The organism is Geodermatophilus sp. SYSU D00742 (genome assembly GCF_054049935.1).
The window spans coordinates 169,158-188,163 of sequence record NZ_JBJGYJ010000003.1 but is presented as its reverse complement, the minus strand read 5'-3'; the positions used below and the strand labels follow the sequence as shown (position 1 = coordinate 188,163).

Genomic DNA, 19,006 nt, shown 5'->3' with positions numbered 1-19,006 from the left:
GCACGTCGCCGCCGGTTCAGCGGCAGCCGCAGCCGGCCAGCGCGGCGGCGACGACGTCCAGGGCGTCCTCGGCCGCCTGCCCGTCGGCGGGGGCGCCGTCGGCGACGACGGCGAACGTCAGCAGCCGGCCGTCGACGGTGACGACGGTGCCGGCCAGCCCGTGGACGCCGAGCAACGTGCCGGTCTTGGCGCGCACGGCGCCCGGCGCGGTCCGCGGGTCCTCGTCGCCGCGGTCGGCCAGGGTGCCGTCGTAGCCGGCGACCGCCAGCCCGGTCAGCACCGCCGAGGCCTCCGGGATGGTGCCGTCGGCCGCCCCGGTGAGCAGGTCGGTGAGCAGGTCCACCGGCAGGCGGTCCTCCTGCGACAGCCCGCTGCCGTCCGACAGCGTCACCCCGGTGACGTCGAGGCCGGCGTCGGCGAGCGCCGCGGTGACCGCCTCCGCGGAACCCTCGAAGGTGGCCGGCAGGTCGCGGGCGAGGGCGACGTGGCGGGCGAGGGTCTCGGCGAGCAGGTTGTCGGACTGGGAGAGGGCCTGCTCCACCAGCCGGGCCACCGGCGCCGACCGGACCGTGCCGAGCGTCTCCGCCTGCGCGGGTGCCTCGTCGAGCGCGATCGTCGCGCCGGGCACGCCGAGCGCCGCGGCCAGCGCCGCGCCGGCGTCGAGGCCGGGCTGGCCGCTGCGCGCGGTCTCCCCCGGGCGGACGCGGGCGCCGTCCACCGCCGTGGCGGTGACCGGGGCGGCGTAGCTGGACGGCGCGTCCCCGGGCCCCCACCCGGCGGCGGTGAGCGGCCCGGTGAACAGCGAGCTGTCCACGACGACGCGGGTGACCTGCGTGCCCTCGGGCAGCGCGGCGCGCACCTGGGCGGCGAGGTCGGCGACGGTCGGCGCGCCGGGGTAGCTCAGGGAGGGCGCGGTGGTCGACAGCGTCGGGTCCCCGCCACCCACGAGGACGACCTCGCCCGGGGCCTCCCCGGCCACGACCGTCGTCTCGAAGGTGGTCTCGGGGTCGAGGGTGGTCAGGGCGGCGACGGCGGTCAGCAGCTTCGCCGTGGACGCGGGGACGGCCGGGGCGTCGGCATCCCGTTCCAGCAGGACCTCACCGGTCGCGACGTCGACCACGGAGGCGGAGACCCCGGCGCCGAGGGCGGGCGAGGCCAGCAGCGGCTCGAGCGCGGCGGCCAGCACGTCGGCGTCGGGGGCGGGGGCCTGCGACCCCAGCGCGGCCAGGACGGGCGCGGCGGACTCGACGTCGGGCAGGCGGGCCTCGGCGGCACCGGGGACGGCCGTCGTCGCGTCGTCCCCGGACCCGGGGGCGACCAGGAACCAGACGCCGCCGCCCACCACGAGCAGTACCGCGAGGACGCCGAGGAGGAGCCGGCGGCGGAACCGTGAGTACTTCGGCGTGACGGTCGCCGACCCGCTCGACGCGATGGTGCCCACCCCCTGGAACGACCTCCGGCGGTCGTCCGGGGTCCGGTGGGCCACACTACGACCCGTGCAGTTCGACGTGACGATCGAGATCCCGAAGGGCCAGCGGAACAAGTACGAGCTGGACCACGCCACCGGACGCATCCGCTTGGACCGGATGCTCTTCACCTCAACCCGCTATCCGGCGGACTACGGCTACATCGAGAACACCCTCGGCATGGACGACGACCCGCTCGACGCCCTGGTGCTGCTCGACGAGCCGACGTTCCCCGGGTGCCTCATCACCTGCCGGGCCATCGGCATGTTCCGCATGACCGACGAGAAGGGCGGGGACGACAAGGTCCTCTGTGTGCCGGCCACCGACCCGCGCATGGCGCACCTCACCGACATCCATGACGTGTCGGAGTTCGACCGGCTGGAGATCCAGCACTTCTTCGAGACCTACAAGGACCTCGAGCCCGGCAAGTCGGTCGAGGGTGCCGAGTGGGTCGGCCGCGAGGAGGCCGAGGCGGAGATCAACGCCTCGCTCGAGCGGGCCCAGGAGAACGGCCACCACTGACCCCACCGCAACCGCTGGCCCCTCTCCGAGCGGCCGCCGAGCGCACGACGGACGCCGACGGCGGTGCACCCCACGACGGGTGCACCGCCGTCGGCGTCCGCGGTCCCGCAGGTCCTGCGGGGCGACGTGGCGGAGCCGGACCGGCCGGGGTACCGGCCGGCCACTCCCGCCGGTGGGCGCTGCGGTCGAGCACCACCGACTGATGCGGGGCGACCGGGTCCAGGTGGGCGGTCAGCGCCTGGTCGCCACCAGCGCCGTCCAGCACCCGGCGAACCGCGTCTCCTGCGCGATGACGTCCAGGTCGGCGTCGTGGCACGCCGTCGCGAGCGTCTCCGGCGTCGGCCGGTCCCCGTCACAGGGGTGGTAGGACACTGCTCGCAGCGGTCGGCTGTCCACGATCCGGGCGGTCATCTCGCAGGCGTACAACCTGCCCCCGGGGCGGAGCACTCGAGCGGCCTCCCCGACGGCGTCCCGCCAGGCGGGGGTGTGGTGCAGGAGGTGGTAGTCGAACACCGCGTCGTAGGACCTCTCCGGCGCGGTCAGGTGGGTGGCGTCGCCCTCCTCGACCCGGACCCGGTCGCCCAGGTCGGCCACCGCTCGCCGGCAGGCGGCGACGCTGGCGGCATGCAGCTCGATGCCGTCGGCCCGAGCGGCCTCGAAGACCTCCAGGGCCAGGCGCAGCCCGGTGCCACGGCGACCGGTGCCGATCTCGAGCACGTGGCCACCGGGGACGGGGCCGCCGAGCCGGCGCAGCACGGCGGCCTCGAACCGCCGCTGCGCGACCGCGCGGGGCCGCGAGTCGACCCAGAGGCGGTTGGCGTCGACGTGGGTCCGTGGGACGGAGCGGTCAGGCTGGCGCACAGGGGCCTCCGGTGGGGTCGGTCCCCCACCGGGTGCCCGGGGCGGCGGCGCACCAATCCTGTGGTGGTGGGTGGTGGCGGGGTGGCCGTGGCCGGTGTGTGCGTGGCCCGGCGGGCCCGGCGGTGAGCCGTCGCCCACACGTTCCGGTGCCGGACCGGTGCTCAGGCCGGCTCGCGCCCACGAGAGCGGGGAACGACGCAGCGGCCCCGTCCACGTGGGACGGGGCCGCTGGTCAGGTGCGAGCCGCCTGTCGGAATCGAACCGACGACCTTCTCATTACGAGTGAGATGCTCTACCGACTGAGCTAAGGCGGCGGGCGTGCGGCGAACAGCTTACGTGACGGCTGCGTCCCCGCCGCGCAGGGGCGGGTGTGTCACGCGGGCAGCCGCAACGCGACGGTGAGCGCCTCCAGCGCGATCTGCGGCTTCACGTTCTGCTCGAGCGCGACCCGGCAGGCGAGGACGGCGTCGATGCGCCGCAGCGCCCCCTCCGCGCCGATCCGCCTCGCCAGCTCCTCGGCGTCCGCGCGGCGGTCCGGGTGGTTCAGGGGCAGCGGCTCGGCCGGCGCGGAGTCGAGGACCAGCGCGTCGCGGTAGAGCCCGGCGAGGTCGACCAGGGCCCGGTCGAAGGAGTCCCGGCCGATCCGGGTGGCCCGGGACTTCTGCCTCTTCTCGAGCTCCTTGAGCTGCCCGGCGCTGCCCCGGCTGGCCGCGACGACACCCGGCCCACGGGCCCCCACCCCCAGGCTGGCCTTCAGGGCCTCGGTCTCCGCCCCGTTCAGCGCCTCGGTCGCGGCGTCGGTCTCCTCCTGGGCCGCACCGACGAGGTCGTCGGCGGCGTTGAGGCAGGCGGCGAGCGAGACCAGCGACAACGGGATGTCCAGCACGGCCTTGCGGGCCAGCCGCGCGTCCTCGTCCCGCGCCAGCCGCCGGGCGCGGCCGACGTGGCCACCGGAGGCGCCGGCGGCCCAGGCGGCCAGCGCCGGGTCGACGCCGTCCCGACGCACCAGCACGTCGGAGATGGCGTCCACCGAGGGCGTCCGCAGGCCCATCACGCGACACCGCGAGCGGATGGTCACCGACACGTCCTCCGGGTGCAGGCTCGGCGCGCAGAGCACGATCACCGTCCGCGATGGCGGCTCCTCGATCATCTTGAGGACCGCGTTGGCCGCCGCCTCGCTCATCCGATCGGCGTCCTCGACGATGATCACCTGCCAGCGCCCCCGGGACGGCGCCCGCCCGGCCACCCGGACCAGTTCACGGGCCTCCGCGACGCCGATCGACAGGCCGTCCGGGACGATCACGGCGACGTCGGCGTGGGTGCCCGCGAGCACCGTGCGGCAGTCGTGGCAGGTGCCGTCCCCGCCCTGGGGGCACTGCAGCGCCGCGGCGAAGGCGCGGGCGGCCACCGACCGCCCGGAGCCGGGCGGCCCGGTGAACAGCCAGGCGTGGGTCATGGCCGCGGGGTCGGCGACGGCGGCGCGCAGCTCGGCGACGACGGCCGGCTGGCCGATCACCTCCTCCCAGACCGTCACGCGCGCTCCCCGAGCAGCGCTCCGATCCGGACCCGGACGTCGGCGGCCAGCTCCCCGACGCCACGCGTGGCGTCGAGGACCAGGTAGCGGCCGGGCTCGGCCGCGGCCAGCGCCCGGAAGGTCTCCCGGACCCGCTCGTGGAAGTCCAGCGACTCCGACTCCAGCCGGTCGGCCACCGCGCGCCCGCGGGCGCGGGCCAGGCCCACCTCCGGCGGCAGGTCCAGCAGCACGGTGAGGTCGGGGCGCAGCCCGCCGGTGGCCCAGCGGGAGATCGCCGCGACGTCGTCGAGCGGGATGGTCCGCCCGGCGCCCTGGTAGGCCAGCGAGCTGTCGACGAACCGGTCGGTCACCACCACCTCGCCGGCCGCCAGGGCCGGCCGCAGGACGGCGGCGGCGTGCTGGGCGCGGTCGGCGGCGTACAGCAGCGCCTCCGCCCGCGGCGACAGGCCGGTGTGGGCGCGGTCGAGCACGATCGCGCGGATCGCGGCTCCGGCCGGCGTCCCGCCCGGCTCGAAGGTGGCCCTCGCCCGGCGTCCGACCTCGGCCAGCCAGGCACACAGCAGCCGGACCTGGGTGGACTTGCCCGCGCCCTCACCGCCCTCGAAGGCGACGAAGAGGCCGGGCGCCGCGGCGTCGCCGGGTGCGACGGGCAGGGCGAGCGGGCCGTCGTCGGACACGGGGATCGCGGGCTCCCGGGGGTGGGCTGGGGCGGTGGACCGGGCGCCACGGTACCGGCCGGCACCGACCATTCCTCGACGCCGCGGCCCTAGGGTCGGGCCGTGACGAGCGCCGCCGCGTGGGACCCGGCCGGGTACCTGCGCTTCGCCGACGAGCGGGCGCGGCCGTTCACCGACCTGGTGGGCCGGATCGGCGCCCGGGACCCGCGGGTGGTCGTCGACCTCGGGTGCGGCGAGGGTGCCCTGACCGCGTCCCTGGCCGCGCGGTGGCCGGCCGCGCGCGTGACGGGGGTCGACTCCTCGCCGGAGATGCTGGCCGCGGCGGCCGCCCACGCCGTCCCGGGGCGCCTCGACTTCACGCTCGGCGACGTGCGCGACTGGCGTCCCGCCGGGCCGGTGGACGTCGTCGTCTCCAACGCCGTCCTGCACTGGGTGCCGGGGCACGCCGACCTGCTGCGCCGGTGGGCCGGTCACCTCGCTCCCGGCGGGTGGCTGGCCGTGCAGGTGCCGGGCAACTGGCGGGCGCCGACGCACGCGCTGCTGGCCGACCTGTGCCACTCGCCGCGCTGGGCGGCCGCGCTGGCACCGGCGGCCCCCGCCCCGGACGCGGTGCTGGAGCCGGGCGGCTACCTCGACGTGCTCTCCGGCGCCGGGCTGGCCGCCGACGTGTGGGAGACCACCTACCTGCACGTGCTGACCGGGGAGGACCCGGTCCTGGGCTGGGTGCGCAGCACCGTGCTGCGCCCGGTGCTCGGCCTGCTGGAGGAGGACGACGCGGCCGAGCTGGAGACGGAGTACGCCGCCGCGCTGCGGGTCGCCTACCCGCGCCGGGACGACGGCACGACGCTGCTGCCGTTCCGGCGGGTGTTCGCCGTCGGTTCCCGCCCGCGCTGACCGCCTCGCAACTACTTGACTGCATGGCAAGTAGTTGCCACGGTGGCGGCAACCGCCGGTAGAGAGGGGAAGCCGATGACCGCTCCCACGCCCCAGTCCGCCGCCGCACTGCTCGCCGAGGCCGCCGCTGCCGACGCCCGTGTCCGGCGCGAGGCCAGCCCGGCCTCGTCGGGCTTCCTCGCCACGCTCGGCTGTGCGAGCGCCGGGTTCTTCCTGGCCCAGCCGGTCGCCGACGGTGACCGCGGTGTGCTGGCCGCGGCCGTGGTCTTCGTGCTCGCCGTGCTGGGCGCGGTCCTGGCGCTGCTCGCCGGCCGGCGTTCGACGCGGCACGGGTTCGCCCGCCGGTTCGGGCTGGTGATGGGGGCGTGGGCAGCGGTGTTCGCCGTCGGGCTGGCCGTGGGGCTGGAGTCCGGCCTGGCGCGCAGCTGGGTCTTCTGGGGGCCACTGGCGGTCCTCGTGGCGGTGCCGTGTCTCGTCGGCGCCTGGCGCGAGCTGCCCCGGTGAGCGCTCCGCGGGAGGAGCACCCGCGGCACGGGCTGGACGAGGTGATCCACGCGCCGGTGCGCTTCTCGGTGATGGCGACCCTGGCCTCGGCCGAGGAGGCGGAGTTCGGGTTCGTCCGGGACGGCGTCCAGGTCAGCGACTCGCTGCTGTCGAAGACGGTCAGCGCCCTGGAGAAGGCCGGCTACGTCGAGGTGCGGAAGGGCTACGTGGGCAAGCGCCCGCGCACCTGGCTGCGGCTCAGCCGGCGTGGCCGGGAGGCGTTCGGCGCCCACGTGGCCGCGCTGCGGGCCATCGCCGACGGGGCCGTCCCCCCGACGCGGGCCGGTGACCCGGTTCAGCCGGGGACGAGCCGGTAGGCGTCGGTCCGGTAGGGCAGCTCGACGACCTCGCGGCCCCGGGTGTCCGGGTGGGTGGCGAGCACCTCCCGGACCTCGGCGAGGAAGGCCTCCCGGCGGGCCTGGTCCATCGTCGCGACGTAGCTGCGGGTGGCGATGCCGCCGACCACCTGCTCCGGGGTGACCCGCTGGACGATGCCGGAGCGGAACCGCTCCACCCGCGCGTCCAGCTCCCGGGCGAAGTCGTCGACGACGCGCTGGTCGGCCTCGTGGTCGCGGGCCTCGGCGGCCAGCACCCGGCCGAGCGCGCCGACCCAGGGCACCTGCTCGTCGCGGGTGTTCCAGACCAGTCCGACGATCCCGCCGGGACGCAGCAGCCGCCGCATCTCCGCGGCGGCGGGGGCGGGCTGGAACCAGTGCGCGGCCTGTCCGGCGACGACGGCGTCGACGGCGGCGTCCGGGAGCGGGACGGCCTCGGCCCCGCCGACCACGGCGACCGCGTCCGGGTGGCGGGCACGCAGCTCGGCCAGCATCGCCTCGGCGGGGTCGACGGCGACCACCTCGTGCCCGGCGCCGAGCAGGACGGCGGTGAGCAGCCCGGTGCCCGCGCCCAGGTCGAGCACGCGCCGGAACTGCCCGCCGACGAGGAAACCCACGGCGTCGGCCGGGTAGCTCGGCCGCAGGGCGGCGTACCCGGCGGCGACGGAGCCGAACGACCGTCTCCGTTCCTGCCAGACGGTCGGGTCGAGGTCCCCGGTCGCCACCGGGGCCTCAGCCGGCGGCGACGGCGTCGGTGCCGGCAGCCGCCTTCTTCGCCGTGGTCTTCTTCGCCGTCGCCTTGGTGGCAGTCGCCTTGGTGGCGGTCGCCTTCTTCGCGGTCGTCTTCTTCGCGGCGGCCTTCTTCTTGGTCGCCTTCTTCGTCGTCGGCCGCGCCCGCCGGTCGGCCAGCAGCTCCGCGGCGCGCTCGAGGGTGATGCTCTCCACGTCGTCGCCCTTGCGGAGGCTGGCGTTGGTCTCACCGTCGGTCACGTACGGGCCGAACCGGCCCTCGCGGACGGTGATCGGCCCCTCGGTGACCGGGTCGGGGCCGAGCTCCTTCAGCGGCGCCGCGGCCGCGCGCCGCCCACGCTGCTTGGGCTGGGCGAAGATCGCCAGGGCCTCCTCGAGCGTGACGGTGAACAGCCGGTCCTCGTTCTCCAGCGAGCGGCTGTCGCTGCCCTTCTTGAGGTAGGGCCCGTACCGGCCGTTGAGCGCCTGGATCTCCTCGCCGTCCGGCGCGGCGCCGACCCTGCGCGGCAGGGTCAGCAGCTTGAGGGCGTCGTCGAGGGTGACCGTCTCCGGCGACATCGACGAGAACAGGCTCGCCGTCCGGGGGGCGTCCTTGCTGCCCTCGGGGACGACCGTGGTGACGTACGGGCCGTACCGGCCGGCCTTGACCACCACCGGCAGGCCGGACTCCGGGTCGGTGCCGAGCTCCCGGTCACCGGACGGCGCGGCGAGCAGCTCCTCGACCTTCTCCTGGGTGAGCTCGTCGGGCGGGAGGTCCTCCGGCAGGCTGACCCGCGGGCCCTCCTCGCCACCGACCTGCAGGTACGGCCCGTACCGCCCGACCCGGACGACGACCGGTTCCCCGCCGGGACCGGTGGCGCGCAGCGGGATGGAGTTCACCCCGCGCGCGTCGATCTCCTCCAGCCGCTGCCCGATGACCTGCTTGAGCCCGCCGGCCTGCGCGATCGCACCGGCGTGCCGACCCTCGCCGCCGAAGTAGAACTCCGTGAGCCAGTCCACCCGGCGCAGGTCGCCCGCGGCGATCTCGTCGAGCTCCTCCTCCAGGGAGGCGGTGAAGTCGTAGTCGACCAGCTGGGCGAAGTGCTGCTCCAGCAGGTTGACCACCGCGAAGGCGACGAAGGAGGGCACCAGCGCGGCGCCCTTCTTCCAGACGTACCCGCGGTCCTGGATGGTCTGCATGATCGACGCGTAGGTCGACGGCCGGCCGATGCCGAGCTCCTCGAGCCGGGCGACCAGGCTCGGCTCGGTGTACCGGGACGGCGGCGTGGTGGTGTGCCCCTTGGCCTCCAGCTCGCGGGTGTCGAGCTGCTGGCCCCGCTCGAGCCGCGGCAGCCGCCGCTCGGCGTCGTCGCGACCCTGGTCGTCGTCGCCCGCGGGGCCCTCGTCACGCGACTCGACGTAGGCGCGGAGGAAGCCGGGGAAGGTGATGGTCCGCCCGCTGGCGGTGAACTCCACGGCCTCGTCGGTGCTGGTACGCCCGGCCAGCCGGATGCTGACCGTCTGCCCCACCGCGTCGGCCATCTGCGACGCGATCGTGCGCTGCCAGATGAGCTCGTAGAGCCGGAACTCGTCCCGCGCCAGCTGGCCGGCGAGCTGGCCGGGGGTGCGGAAGCTGTCGCCGGCGGGCCGGATGGCCTCGTGTGCCTCCTGCGCGCCCTTGGCCTTCTTCGCGTAGCGACGCGCCTCGGCCGGGACGTACGCGTCGCCGTAGAGCTGGCGGGCCTGGGTGCGGGCGGCGTTGATCGCCTCGTTCGACAGGTTGGTCGAGTCGGTCCGCATGTAGGTGATGTGGCCGTTCTCGTACAGCCGTTGGGCCACCCGCATGACCTGGGCCGAGGACCAGCCGAGCTTGCGCCCGGCCTCCATCTGCAGGGTCGAGGTGGTGAACGGTGCGTAGGGCCGGCGCCGGTAGGGCTTCTCGTCGACCCGGGTGACGGTGACCTGGCGGCCCTCGAGCCGGGCGGCGAGCCCGCGGGCGCCGGCCTCGTCGAGGTGCACGACGTCGCCGGTCACCCGGCCGGTGGCGGGGTCGAAGTCGCGGCCGGTGGCGACCCGGCTGTCGTCGACGCTGACCAGGCGGGCACGGAGGGTCGTGGGTTCCCCCTCGTCGGTACCGGCGGCGCGCTCGGCGACGGCGAAGGTGCCCTCCAGCGACCAGTAGTCGGCCGCGTGGAAGGCCATCCGCTCCCGCTCCCGCTCGACGACGATGCGCGTGGCCACCGACTGGACGCGGCCGGCCGAGAGCTTGGGCAGCACCTTCTTCCACAGCACGGGGCTGACCTCGTAGCCGTAGAGCCGGTCGAGGATGCGGCGGGTCTCCTGCGCGTCGACCAGCGCGGTGTCCAGCTCGCGGGGGTTGGCCACGGCCCGGGCGATCGCCTCGGGGGTGATCTCGTGGAAGACCATGCGGCGCACCGGGACCCGCGGCTTGAGGGTGTCGACGAGGTGCCAGGCGATGGCCTCGCCCTCGCGGTCCTCATCGGTGGCGAGGTAGACCTCGCTGGCGTCCTTGACCAGCTGCTTGAGCCGGCCGACCTGCTGCTTGCGGTCGGGGCTGACCACGTAGAGCGGCTCGAACCCGTTGTCCACGTCCACCCCGAGCCGGGCCCACGAGGCGCCCTTGTGCTCGGCCGGCACGTCGGCGGCGTTGCGTGGGAGGTCACGGATGTGCCCGACGCTGGCCTCCACGACGTAGCCGTTGCCCAGGTAGCCGGCGATCTTCCCGGCCTTGGTGGGGGACTCCACGATGACCAACGGCCGCCCGCCGCCGGCTGCCGCGGTGCGGCGGCGGGCAGGGGTGCTCGTCCCGCCGGCGGTCCGGCCGGCGGTCTCGGTGCCGTTGTTCGCGGTCTTCGTGGGGGCCACGGTGCTCCTGTCGGTGCTGCTCGGTGCAGGCGCCGTGCGTCCGGCGCCGGGCGACGCGATTGCTGCGCGTACGCCCTCGGCGACGCCACGGTAGGCCACGACTCCGACGAGCGGGTGCGCGGCGATCCACCGTGGGCGTGCCGTCGCCCGCTCCAAGGGCTCCCGGCGGGCGCGGATTCCCGGCGTCGGCGTCGTCAGTCCGGTGGCCACGGAGCCGCGAGCACCTCCCCCATCGCGGTCACGGTCGGGAAGTGCTCGTCGTAGTACTCACCGTGCACCATCACGGCGTCGGTGGGCAGCCCGACGGCCCCGAAGCCGTCGGCCCACGTGGGGTGCCCGCCGTGCCAGTCCCACCAGTTGATCGGGTCGAACCCGGCGGACGCCTCGTACACCTCGGCGACCTCGAGCCCCTCGGCGTCGCCGTCCAGGCCCGGGCTCCCGTTCAGGACCACCGCGTCGGCGGCCAGCTCCCCCGCGGCGCCGGCGGCCTGTTCGACCACCCGGGTGCCGTAGCTGTGCGCGAGGACCACGACCCGCGCCGGATCGCCGGCGCGCGCCGCGGCGAGACCGTCCAGGGCCCCGTCCAGCGCGCGACCGCCCTCCCGGCTCGCCGACGTGCCCACCGCACCGACGAGCCCCGGCGGGCGGTACCCGAGCCAGACCATGGTGGCCGCCGCGATCCCGGGAGCTGCGACACGGGCGGCATCGGCCACCGCGTCGGCATCCGCCACCAGGTCGCCCAGGTCGTCCTGTGGCGTGTTGAGGATGCCGGGGACCAGCAACCCGACGGAGTCGGCGGTGTCGACGTCGCCCAGCGCCAGCGCGACCAGCTCCTCCGACGGCTGGAACTGGTAGAGCTGGACGGTCTCCCCCGCACCCTCCCGCCGGGCCACCTCCTCCGCGACGGAGACCGCGACCGCGTGCCCGGGCGCCGACGGATCGGCGAGCACGGTCTCGAGGTGTGCCCGGTTGGCCTGGTCTCGCGCCCAGGCGGGGAGCCCCTCCAGGGCGCCGACGACCACCGGGACGCGCTCGATGGCCGACTCGCGTTCGGTCGTGGACAGGCCGGCCCACCACGCGCTCACCTCGGCCGGCGGGCGGTTCAGCATCTGCGTCGGGAACGGGAACCGGCCCGGGACCAGGGGCGCCAGGGCGTCGAACGTGACCGGGGCGAGCGATCCGGCGACCCCCAGTCCGGCCAGTGCCTCGGCAGCGGCGCCGGCGGCGACGCCGGCGCGTGCGGCCGCCTCGAGCGCCTCGTCCGCCAGCTGCTGGGCGGCGAGCACGGCGGCGGTCTGGTCGGCGGCGAGGCCGGCTGCGGCGCCGTCCACCCCGGTGGGGCGCAGCCCGACCAGCCGGCCGGCATAGTCGAGCTGGACCGGGACGGCGGCCGCGGCCGCCAGCGCCTGCTCGGCCAGCTCCTGGGCCGCGACGGCCGCCCCCAGCAGCTGCCCCGCCTGGTCCAGCGACTCGGTCAGCACCGCGGTCACCGCGGCGGCCACGCCGGAGACCTCGCCGAGCGCGGTCCCGGCCGCCTGCGCCGCCGGCCCGTACCAGCACTCCGCGTCGGTCAGGGCCCGGCCGACCGCCTCGGTCCTGGCCCGCCACGCCGGCAGCCGGTCGGCCACCGCGGTCAACGTGACCACGGCGCCCCGCAGCAGGGGGACGTCCCAGCCGGCGACCTCGGGGAGGACGTGGACGCTCACCGGGACGCGGCGCCCTGACGGAGGACCAGCAGCCGGTCGGCGAGGCCCGCGTCGGTCAGGCGGTAGGAGTCGACCGCCGCGCTCAGCGTCGCGGCGAGCACGCCGGTCTGCTGGGCGACCAGCTCGAGCAGCGCGGCCCAGCCGGAGCCGGTGGCCCCGGCGCGCTCACCGACGTCCCCGCCGACCGCGGCGCCCAGGGAGACGGCGGTGGACCAGCACAGCTGCGCGTCCTCGCCGAGCTCGGCGGCGAGCGCACCCAGCTCCGAGGCCAGCGCGTCGATGGCGTCGAGCTGGGCGGCGATGGTCACGGACACGGGGCCTCCCGGCGGTCGGGCCGGCCCCCCGGTGGGATCGGCGCGGCCGGACGCTAGGCCCGGGCGCCGGCTGACCGCGGCCTCCCGTCCACAGCCCCCGGCGGTGTCCACAGAGCGCGCCGGGGTCCTCCAGCCGGTGCGTGCCGGCCGGAGGATCCCGGCGTGCGGTCAGGGAGCGGTGACGGTGAGCGAGTCGGCCTGGGCGTTGGCCGCGCCGCCGACGACCACCGAGCGACGCTTGGAGACCACCACGGCGCCAACGATGATCGCGGCCGCGACGAGGGCGATGGTCAGGCGGAGTGCCGTGTTCTGGTCCTCCCCGACCGACATGCCCACGACGGCCGGCGCGATGAGCAGCGCCACCAGGTTCATCACCTTGATCAGCGGGTTGATCGCCGGCCCGGCGGTGTCCTTGAAGGGGTCGCCGACCGTGTCACCGATGACGGTCGCCGCGTGGGCCTCGCTGCCCTTCCCGCCGTAGGCGCCGTCCTCGACCATCTTCTTGGCGTTGTCCCAGGCGCCGCCGGAGTTGGCGAGGAACACCGCCATCAGCGTGCCGGCCGCGATGGCGCCCACCAGGTACGCCGCCAGCGGTCCGAAGCCGAGCCCGAAGCCGACCGCCACCGGTGCGAGGACCGCCAGCAGGCCCGGGGTGGCCAGCTCGCGCAGGCTGTCCTTGGTGCAGATGTCGACGACGCGGCTGTAGTCCGGCCGTTCGGTGAAGTCCATGATCCCGGGGCGGGTGCGGAACTGCTCCCGCACCTCGAACACCACACGGCCGGCCGCACGGGACACCGCGCTGATCGCCAGGCCGGAGAAGAGGAACACCACTGCGGCGCCGAGCACCGCACCGACCACGTTGTTCGGGTTCACCAGGCTGAACGCGTCGCCGAGGGTGTCGCCGGCCTCGTCCAGCGCCACGCCGATCTGGGCGTTGTAGGAGCCGAACAGCGCCGTGGCGGCGAGGACGGCGGTGGCGATCGCGATGCCCTTGGTGATGGCCTTGGTGGTGTTGCCGACCGCGTCGAGGTCGGTGAGCACCCGGGCGCCGTCCTCGTCGATGTCGCCCGACATCTCCGCGATGCCCTGGGCGTTGTCGCTGACCGGACCGAAGGTGTCCATCGAGACAATCACGCCTGCGGTGGTCAGCAGGCCGCAGCCGGCCAGCGCGACGGCGTAGAGCGCGGCGCCGCCGCCGATGAGGAAGGCGCCGTAGACGGCGCCGCCGATCAGGAGCGCGGCGTAGACCGCCGACTCCAGGCCCAGCGAGATGCCGGAGAGGATGACCGTGGCGGGGCCGGTCAGCGAGCTGCGGCCGACGTCCTTCACCGGCTTGCGGCTGGTCTCGGTGAAGTAGCCGGTGAGCAACTGGATGGCGGCGGCGAGCACGATGCCGACGAGCACGGAGACGAAGCCCAGGACCTGCGGGCTGACCACGCTGTCGGGCACGTCGGCGACGCTGGGCAGCACGGTGAACGAGGCCGCCGCGACGAGCACGAGGGAGACGACGGCGGAGGTGAAGAAGCCCCGGTTGATCGGCGCCAGCCCGTTGGCGTCGCCCTTGCCGGGGTTGCTGGCGAGGATGCCGACGACGGAGGCGATCACGCCGATGGCGGCGACGGTGAGCGGGAACACCATGCCCACGGCCCCGAAGAAGACCTGGCCGAGGATCAGCGCGGCGACGAGCGTGACCGCGTAGGACTCGAACAGGTCGGCGGCCATGCCGGCGCAGTCGCCGACGTTGTCGCCCACGTTGTCGGCGATGGTGGCGGCGTTGCGGGGATCGTCCTCGGGGATGCCCGCCTCGACCTTGCCGACCAGGTCGGCGCCGACGTCGGCGGCCTTGGTGAAGATGCCGCCGCCGACGCGCATGAACATCGCCAGCAGCGCGCCGCCGAAGCCGAAGCCCTCCAGGACGACGGGGGCGGTCTCGTCGAACAGCAGCAGCGCGAGAGCCGCGCCGAACAGGCCGAGTCCGACGGTGATCATCCCGCAGACGCCCCCGGTGCGGTAAGCGATGCGGAAGGCCGGCCGGTAGCCGCCGGCACGAGCGGCGGCGGCCACCCGGACGTTGCCGCGCGTTGCGAGCGTCATCCCGATGAACCCGACCATCGCGGAGAACAGCGCGCCGACGAGGAAGAACAGCGCCCGTCCGAGCCGGGTCCCCCAGCCGCCGTCGTGCACCGGGAGCACGAGGAGGACGAGGAAGACGATGACGGCGAAGACGGCGAGGGTGCGGAACTGTCTGCGCAGGTACGCCGCCGCACCCTCCTGCACCGCCTTCGCGATGTCGCGCATCGTCGCCGTGCCCTGGTCGGCGGCCATGACGGCGCGGACGAGGTAGGCGGCGAAGGCGAGGGCGGCGATCGAGATGGCGAGGACGATCGTCACGAGGACGACGTCCCCACCGGAGAGTGCGCTGTCCGGCATGTGTTTCCTCCAAGCGGTCGGCTGCCCCCGGGGCCACCTGCGCTCCGGTCGGCGGAGGTCCTGTCCAGTCGGTGCGGGGGTCCGCAGGGACTGGCGCCGCGTGAGTGTAAGGGAGATCACAAGCCGTATCGGCGGCCCGACGAACCGCTGTATCGGACAGACGGAGGTTGCCGTCAGGTGTGACAGTGGAGGGGTGACCGAGCTCGCGAGGTCGCCCAGAGGCACAGCACCCGTGGGCTCGCGGACGACGAACGCCAGCGAGGAGGACGCGTGACCACGCTCCACCCGGTCCGGTCGGCTCCCCCTCCCGGCACGGACCCCGGTGCACGGGGTGGGGTCCTGCCCGGCGCGGACCTGCTGGCCGCGCTCCTCGCCGGGACGCCGGAGGACGAGCAACCCGTCACCCACGTCCACCGGCTGCCGGTGCGCGAGAGCCACACCCGGCCGTGGCCGGAGTGGGTGGGCGCGCAGCTGCGGGAACGGCTGGAGGCGCAGGGCGTCCGGACGCCCTACCGGCACCAGGTCGAGGCCGCGCAGCTCGCACACGACGGCCGGCACGTGGTGGTGGCCACCGGCACCGCGTCGGGCAAGTCGCTGGCGTACCAGCTGCCGGCGCTGACCCGGCTGGCCGAGGACCCGCGCGCCTGCGTCCTCTACCTCGCCCCGACCAAGGCGCTGGCCCGCGACCAGCTCTCCTCGGTCGCCGCGCTCGCCGACCCGTCGGTGCGACCCGCCGCCTACGACGGCGACACCCCGATGGAGGAGCGGGAGTGGGTCCGGCGGCACTCGCGCTGGATCGTCACCAACCCGGACATGCTGCACCGCGGAGTCCTGCCGGCCCACCAGAAGTGGTCGAGCACCCTGCGCCGGCTGGCCTACGTCGTCGTCGACGAGTGCCACTCCTACCGCGGGGTCTTCGGCTCGCACGTCGGCCACGTCCTGCGCCGGCTCCGGCGGATCTGCCGGCGCTACGGCGCGGAGCCGGTGTTCCTGCTCGCCTCGGCGACCGTCGCGGAGCCGGCCGCGGCCGCCACCCGGCTCATCGGCGCCCCGGTGACCGCCGTGACCGAGGACGGTTCGCCCCGGCCGGGAGCCACCTTCGCCCTGTGGGAGCCGCCGCTGACCGAGCGCACCGGTGAGCACGGCGCGCCGCTGCGGCGGTCGGCGGCCGCCGACGCCGCGACCCTCCTCGCCGACCTGGTCGAGCGGGACGCGCGCACCCTCGCGTTCGTGCGGTCCCGGCGCAGCGCCGAGTCGGTCGCCGACCAGGCCCGCCACATCCTGCGGGACCGCGGCCGCGGCGACCTCGCCCGCCGCGTGGACTCCTACCGGGGCGGCTACCTGCCCGAGGAGCGGCGCGAGCTGGAGCGGGCATTGTCCACCGGGGAGCTGCTGGGGGTGGCCACGACCAACGCCCTGGAGCTCGGCATCGACATCGCCGGGCTCGACGCCGTCGTCCTCGCCGGGTACCCGGGCACCCTGGCCTCGCTGTGGCAGCAGGCCGGCCGGGCCGGGCGTGCGCAGCGGGAGTCCCTGGTGGTCTTCGTCGCCCGTGACGACCCGCTGGACCACTACCTGGCCCACCACCCGCGCGCGGTGTTCGGACGCCCCGTCGAGGCCACGGTCACCGACCCCACCAACCCCTACGTGCTCGGCCCGCAGCTGTGCTGCGCGGCCGCGGAGCTGCCGCTGGTGCCCGCCGACCTCGCGGACTTCGGGGGGCCGGCCGCCGAGGCGCGGGTCGAGGAGCTGGTCGCCGAGGGGTTGCTCCGGCGGCGCCCGACGGGCTGGTACTGGGCCGGCCGGGGTCGACCGGACGTCGACATCCGGGGCAGCGGCCTCGAGCCGGTCACGATCATCGAGGGGGCCACCGGCCGGCTGCTGGGCACCGTCGACGGCGACGCCGCGCACGCGACGGTGCACGCGGGCGCCCTGTACGTGCACCGGGGTGAGACCTACGTCGTGGACGAGTTCTGCGTCGAGGACGCCACGGCCGTGGTGCACGCCGAGAGCCCGGAGTGGACGACCGTCGCCCGCGACATCACCGATCTCGCGGTGGTCTCCACCGACCGCTCCTGGCACCTGGGGACCGTGGCCGCGCACACCGGTGTCGTGGACGTGACCAACCAGGTGGTGGCCTACCAGCGCCGCCGACTGGGCACCGGCGAGGTGCTGGCGGAGTTCCCGCTCGACCTCCCCGCCCGCCAGCTGCGCACCCGGGCGGTCTGGTTGACCCTCGACGAGCAGGCGGTGGCCCGCGCCGAGGTGGACGAGGTGGGTCTGCCCGGGTCCCTGCACGCCGCGGAGCACGCCGCGATCGGGATCCTCCCGCTCCTGGCCACCTGCGACCGCTGGGACCTCGGCGGTGTCTCCACCGCGCTGCACCCCGACACCGGCGCCGCGACGATCGTCGTCTACGACGGCCACCCCGGCGGTGCGGGTTTCGCCGAGCGCGGTTTCGCCGTCCTGCGGCGCTGGCTGCAGGCCACCCGCGCCACCGTCGCCAGCTGCGAGTGCGACAGCGGCTGCCCGTCCTGCGTCCAGTCACCCAAGTGCGGCAACGGCAACGACCCGCTGGACAAGAGCGGCGCGGTGCGCGTGCTCGACGTCGTCCTCGACGAGCTGGCCGCCGCCGAGGAGAGAGGCGATCAGCCCGTCCCCGCGGGGACCACGCGCGGTCGTGCCGGCCCGCCCGCGCCGGGGGACGACGGCCCGGCACCGTCGTCCCCTCCTGCGCAGCCGGCCGAGACGGGGGCGGTCGGGGAGCCGGCGGCCCGACGCGATCGGGTGCCGACCGCGCAGGGTGCCCGAACGGCCGACGCAGCGGCGGCACGGAGCGACCAGCCGCCGCCGGCGCCGACGGCAGGGACCGACCCGTCGACCGGACCGCCTCCCGGAGAGGACGACCTGGTCTTCTGACGCGCCGGGCCGGCCGGCCCGGTCACGGATCGCCCACCGGGACGGGCCAGACCGGGCCGGCCCGCGCGCGGGCGGCGGCCTCGCGCATCCCGAGTCGCCCCAGGCGCACCGGGACCACGACGGCGACCTCGACCACCGCTGCGCCGTCCACACCGCAGCCGGTCAGCCGCGCCCCGTTGGCCTCCGCCACCCGGGCGGCCACACCGCAGACGTCGGCCCGACCACGGACCGCCTGCTCCGCTGCCGCCAGAGCCGCCAGATCCGCCGCTGCGGACGCGCGGTGCCGGCCCACCACGGCAACGCCAACGAGGACGGCCGCGACACCGATCGCGGCGAGCACGCCCGCGAGCGCGACGACCCACACGGTCGCCGACCCGCGCTCACCGGTGAGCCGGGAGCCGCCGATCACCGGCCGCTCACCCGCTGCCGCCCGGGGCCGCCGCGGCCGGCACCTCGCCGTCGGGCTCACGCTGCGCCACCGCCGTAGCCGAGACCCGCACCCGGAACGGTACGGGCCCGAGCGGGGCGACCTGTGCCGCCACGGTCACCGAGACCGCCGGCCCGTCGTGGGCCACCGTGGTCACCGCGCCTGCGGGGGCGGCCCGGCCGGCGAGCGCGACCACCACCGCGGTGTCCTCGCCTCGCGCCGCGGCACGGGCGCCCTCACGGGCGGCGTCCACGCACCGCAACTGGGCGCCGACCACCACCACCGCTGCCACCGCCCCGGCGAGGACGAGCAGCAGCACGGGCAGGACGACGGCCGTCTCGGCGGTCACGAGGCCCGCCTCGCTGCGGCCGGCCGACCTCAGCCGGACTGCACGTCGCCGCGACCACAGCACGACGGACACGGTCAGGACAGGGTGGTCAGTGCCGAGGAGACCAACTCCCCGAGGGCGTCGACGACCGAGCCCCCGGTCACCACCCGGTACAGGACCGCGGCGAAGGCGCAGGCCGCGACGGTGCCGACGGCGTACTCGGCGGTGCTCATGCCGGCCTCACCGGTGGCGCGGACCCGATGCCAGCGACCCCGGAGGCCACGGCCGGCGGCGCTGTCGGGCGCCTCGGCACCCTGCGCGGCCGGGAGGGCGGCCTCCTCGTCGGCTCCGGCCGCGTCGGGACGTGCTGCGGGGTTGTCGGGACGTGCTGCGGGGTTGTCGGTCACGGGTCCTCCTGGATCGTCCGGCCCGCCG

At 75.8% G+C, this 19,006-nt stretch carries 17 protein-coding genes and 1 tRNA gene; 5 read left to right on the top strand and 13 right to left on the bottom strand.

Annotated elements, in window-relative coordinates:
- Window positions 1-16: 16 nt before the first annotated feature.
- Window positions 17-1,441 (bottom strand): D-alanyl-D-alanine carboxypeptidase/D-alanyl-D-alanine endopeptidase, encoded by a 1,425-nt coding sequence (gene dacB, locus ACI78V_RS03515; protein WP_456848963.1) that lies wholly within the window; start codon window positions 1,439-1,441, stop codon window positions 17-19.
- Between the two features lie 55 nt (window positions 1,442-1,496).
- On the opposite strand from dacB, the gene ACI78V_RS03510 reads away from it, so the two are divergent.
- Window positions 1,497-1,988 carry an inorganic diphosphatase gene (locus tag ACI78V_RS03510; protein WP_456848961.1) on the top strand — a complete coding sequence of 164 codons (492 nt, stop codon included), beginning with the start codon at window positions 1,497-1,499 and terminating at the stop codon, window positions 1,986-1,988.
- A 231-nt stretch (window positions 1,989-2,219) separates the two neighbouring features.
- Here the strand turns inward: ACI78V_RS03510 and ACI78V_RS03505 are convergent, their stop codons facing one another.
- The 4 genes from ACI78V_RS03505 to tmk form a co-directional block, all read right to left on the bottom strand.
- Window positions 2,220-2,849: a class I SAM-dependent methyltransferase gene (locus ACI78V_RS03505; protein ID WP_456848959.1), complete on the bottom strand. Its 630-nt coding sequence runs from the start codon at window positions 2,847-2,849 to the stop codon at window positions 2,220-2,222.
- 241 nt (window positions 2,850-3,090) lie between these two features.
- Window positions 3,091-3,163 (bottom strand) — tRNA-Thr (locus tag ACI78V_RS03500).
- Between the two features lie 59 nt (window positions 3,164-3,222).
- Entirely contained in the window at window positions 3,223-4,383 is a 1,161-nt protein-coding gene (locus ACI78V_RS03495) for a DNA polymerase III subunit delta' (protein WP_456848958.1), read from the bottom strand.
- Complete coding sequence (gene tmk / locus ACI78V_RS03490; RefSeq protein ID WP_456848956.1) at window positions 4,380-5,060, bottom strand: dTMP kinase; 681 nt, start codon at window positions 5,058-5,060, stop codon at window positions 4,380-4,382. The genes ACI78V_RS03495 and tmk overlap by 4 nt, the downstream gene beginning before the upstream one ends.
- Before the next feature lie 102 nt (window positions 5,061-5,162).
- On the opposite strand from tmk, the gene ACI78V_RS03485 reads away from it, so the two are divergent.
- From ACI78V_RS03485 to ACI78V_RS03475, 3 genes are all read left to right on the top strand, one after another.
- Entirely contained in the window at window positions 5,163-5,954 is a 792-nt protein-coding gene (locus ACI78V_RS03485) for a trans-aconitate 2-methyltransferase (protein WP_456848954.1), read from the top strand.
- A gap of 75 nt (window positions 5,955-6,029) precedes the next feature.
- The gene (locus tag ACI78V_RS03480; RefSeq protein WP_456848952.1) at window positions 6,030-6,458 is read left to right on the top strand and encodes a hypothetical protein; all 429 of its coding nucleotides are present in this window, start codon (window positions 6,030-6,032) and stop codon (window positions 6,456-6,458) included.
- Window positions 6,455-6,814: a winged helix-turn-helix domain-containing protein gene (locus ACI78V_RS03475; protein WP_456848950.1), complete on the top strand. Its 360-nt coding sequence runs from the start codon at window positions 6,455-6,457 to the stop codon at window positions 6,812-6,814. Before ACI78V_RS03480 ends, ACI78V_RS03475 begins: the two co-directional genes overlap by 4 nt.
- Here ACI78V_RS03475 and ACI78V_RS03470 read toward each other — a convergent pair.
- The 5 genes from ACI78V_RS03470 to ACI78V_RS03450 form a co-directional block, all read right to left on the bottom strand.
- On the bottom strand, window positions 6,793-7,557 hold the full coding sequence (locus ACI78V_RS03470; protein WP_456848948.1) for a class I SAM-dependent methyltransferase: 765 nt from the start codon (window positions 7,555-7,557) through the stop codon (window positions 6,793-6,795). The two genes, ACI78V_RS03475 and ACI78V_RS03470, sit on opposite strands and share 22 nt — an antisense overlap.
- A 7-nt stretch (window positions 7,558-7,564) precedes the next feature.
- Window positions 7,565-10,447, bottom strand: a complete 2,883-nt coding sequence (topA, locus tag ACI78V_RS03465; RefSeq protein WP_456848946.1) for a type I DNA topoisomerase — start codon at window positions 10,445-10,447, stop codon at window positions 7,565-7,567.
- A gap of 194 nt (window positions 10,448-10,641) precedes the next feature.
- Window positions 10,642-12,153, bottom strand: a complete 1,512-nt coding sequence (locus tag ACI78V_RS03460; RefSeq protein WP_456848944.1) for an alpha/beta hydrolase — start codon at window positions 12,151-12,153, stop codon at window positions 10,642-10,644.
- Complete coding sequence (locus ACI78V_RS03455; RefSeq protein WP_456848942.1) at window positions 12,150-12,467, bottom strand: hypothetical protein; 318 nt, start codon at window positions 12,465-12,467, stop codon at window positions 12,150-12,152. The genes ACI78V_RS03460 and ACI78V_RS03455 overlap by 4 nt, the downstream gene beginning before the upstream one ends.
- A gap of 168 nt (window positions 12,468-12,635) precedes the next feature.
- Complete coding sequence (locus ACI78V_RS03450; RefSeq protein WP_456848940.1) at window positions 12,636-14,897, bottom strand: sodium-translocating pyrophosphatase; 2,262 nt, start codon at window positions 14,895-14,897, stop codon at window positions 12,636-12,638.
- Between the two features lie 270 nt (window positions 14,898-15,167).
- Here ACI78V_RS03450 and ACI78V_RS03445 point away from each other — a divergent pair, with 270 nt between their 5' ends.
- Window positions 15,168-17,816, top strand: a complete 2,649-nt coding sequence (locus ACI78V_RS03445) for a DEAD/DEAH box helicase (protein WP_456848938.1) — start codon at window positions 15,168-15,170, stop codon at window positions 17,814-17,816.
- Window positions 17,817-17,838: 22 nt separating this feature from the next.
- Here ACI78V_RS03445 and ACI78V_RS03440 read toward each other — a convergent pair whose 3' ends face one another.
- From ACI78V_RS03440 to ACI78V_RS03430, 3 genes are all read right to left on the bottom strand, one after another.
- The gene (locus tag ACI78V_RS03440; RefSeq protein ID WP_456848936.1) at window positions 17,839-18,225 is read right to left on the bottom strand and encodes an Rv3654c family TadE-like protein; all 387 of its coding nucleotides are present in this window, start codon (window positions 18,223-18,225) and stop codon (window positions 17,839-17,841) included.
- A 7-nt stretch (window positions 18,226-18,232) separates the two neighbouring features.
- Window positions 18,233-18,592: a TadE family type IV pilus minor pilin gene (locus ACI78V_RS03435; protein WP_456848934.1), complete on the bottom strand. Its 360-nt coding sequence runs from the start codon at window positions 18,590-18,592 to the stop codon at window positions 18,233-18,235.
- A 74-nt stretch (window positions 18,593-18,666) separates the two neighbouring features.
- Window positions 18,667-18,978, bottom strand: coding sequence for a DUF4244 domain-containing protein (locus tag ACI78V_RS03430; protein WP_456848932.1), 312 nt, complete (start codon window positions 18,976-18,978; stop codon window positions 18,667-18,669).
- Between the last annotated feature and the right edge of the window lie 28 nt (window positions 18,979-19,006).

Bases quoted from the DNA above. Each gene is read 5' to 3' on its own strand.
- ACI78V_RS03450 (WP_456848940.1), bottom strand. From the start codon at position 14,897: ATGCCGGACAGCGCACTCTCCGGTGGGGACGTCGTCCTCGTGACGATC.
- ACI78V_RS03480 (WP_456848952.1), top strand. From the start codon at position 6,030: ATGACCGCTCCCACGCCCCAGTCCGCCGCCGCACTGCTCGCCGAGGCC.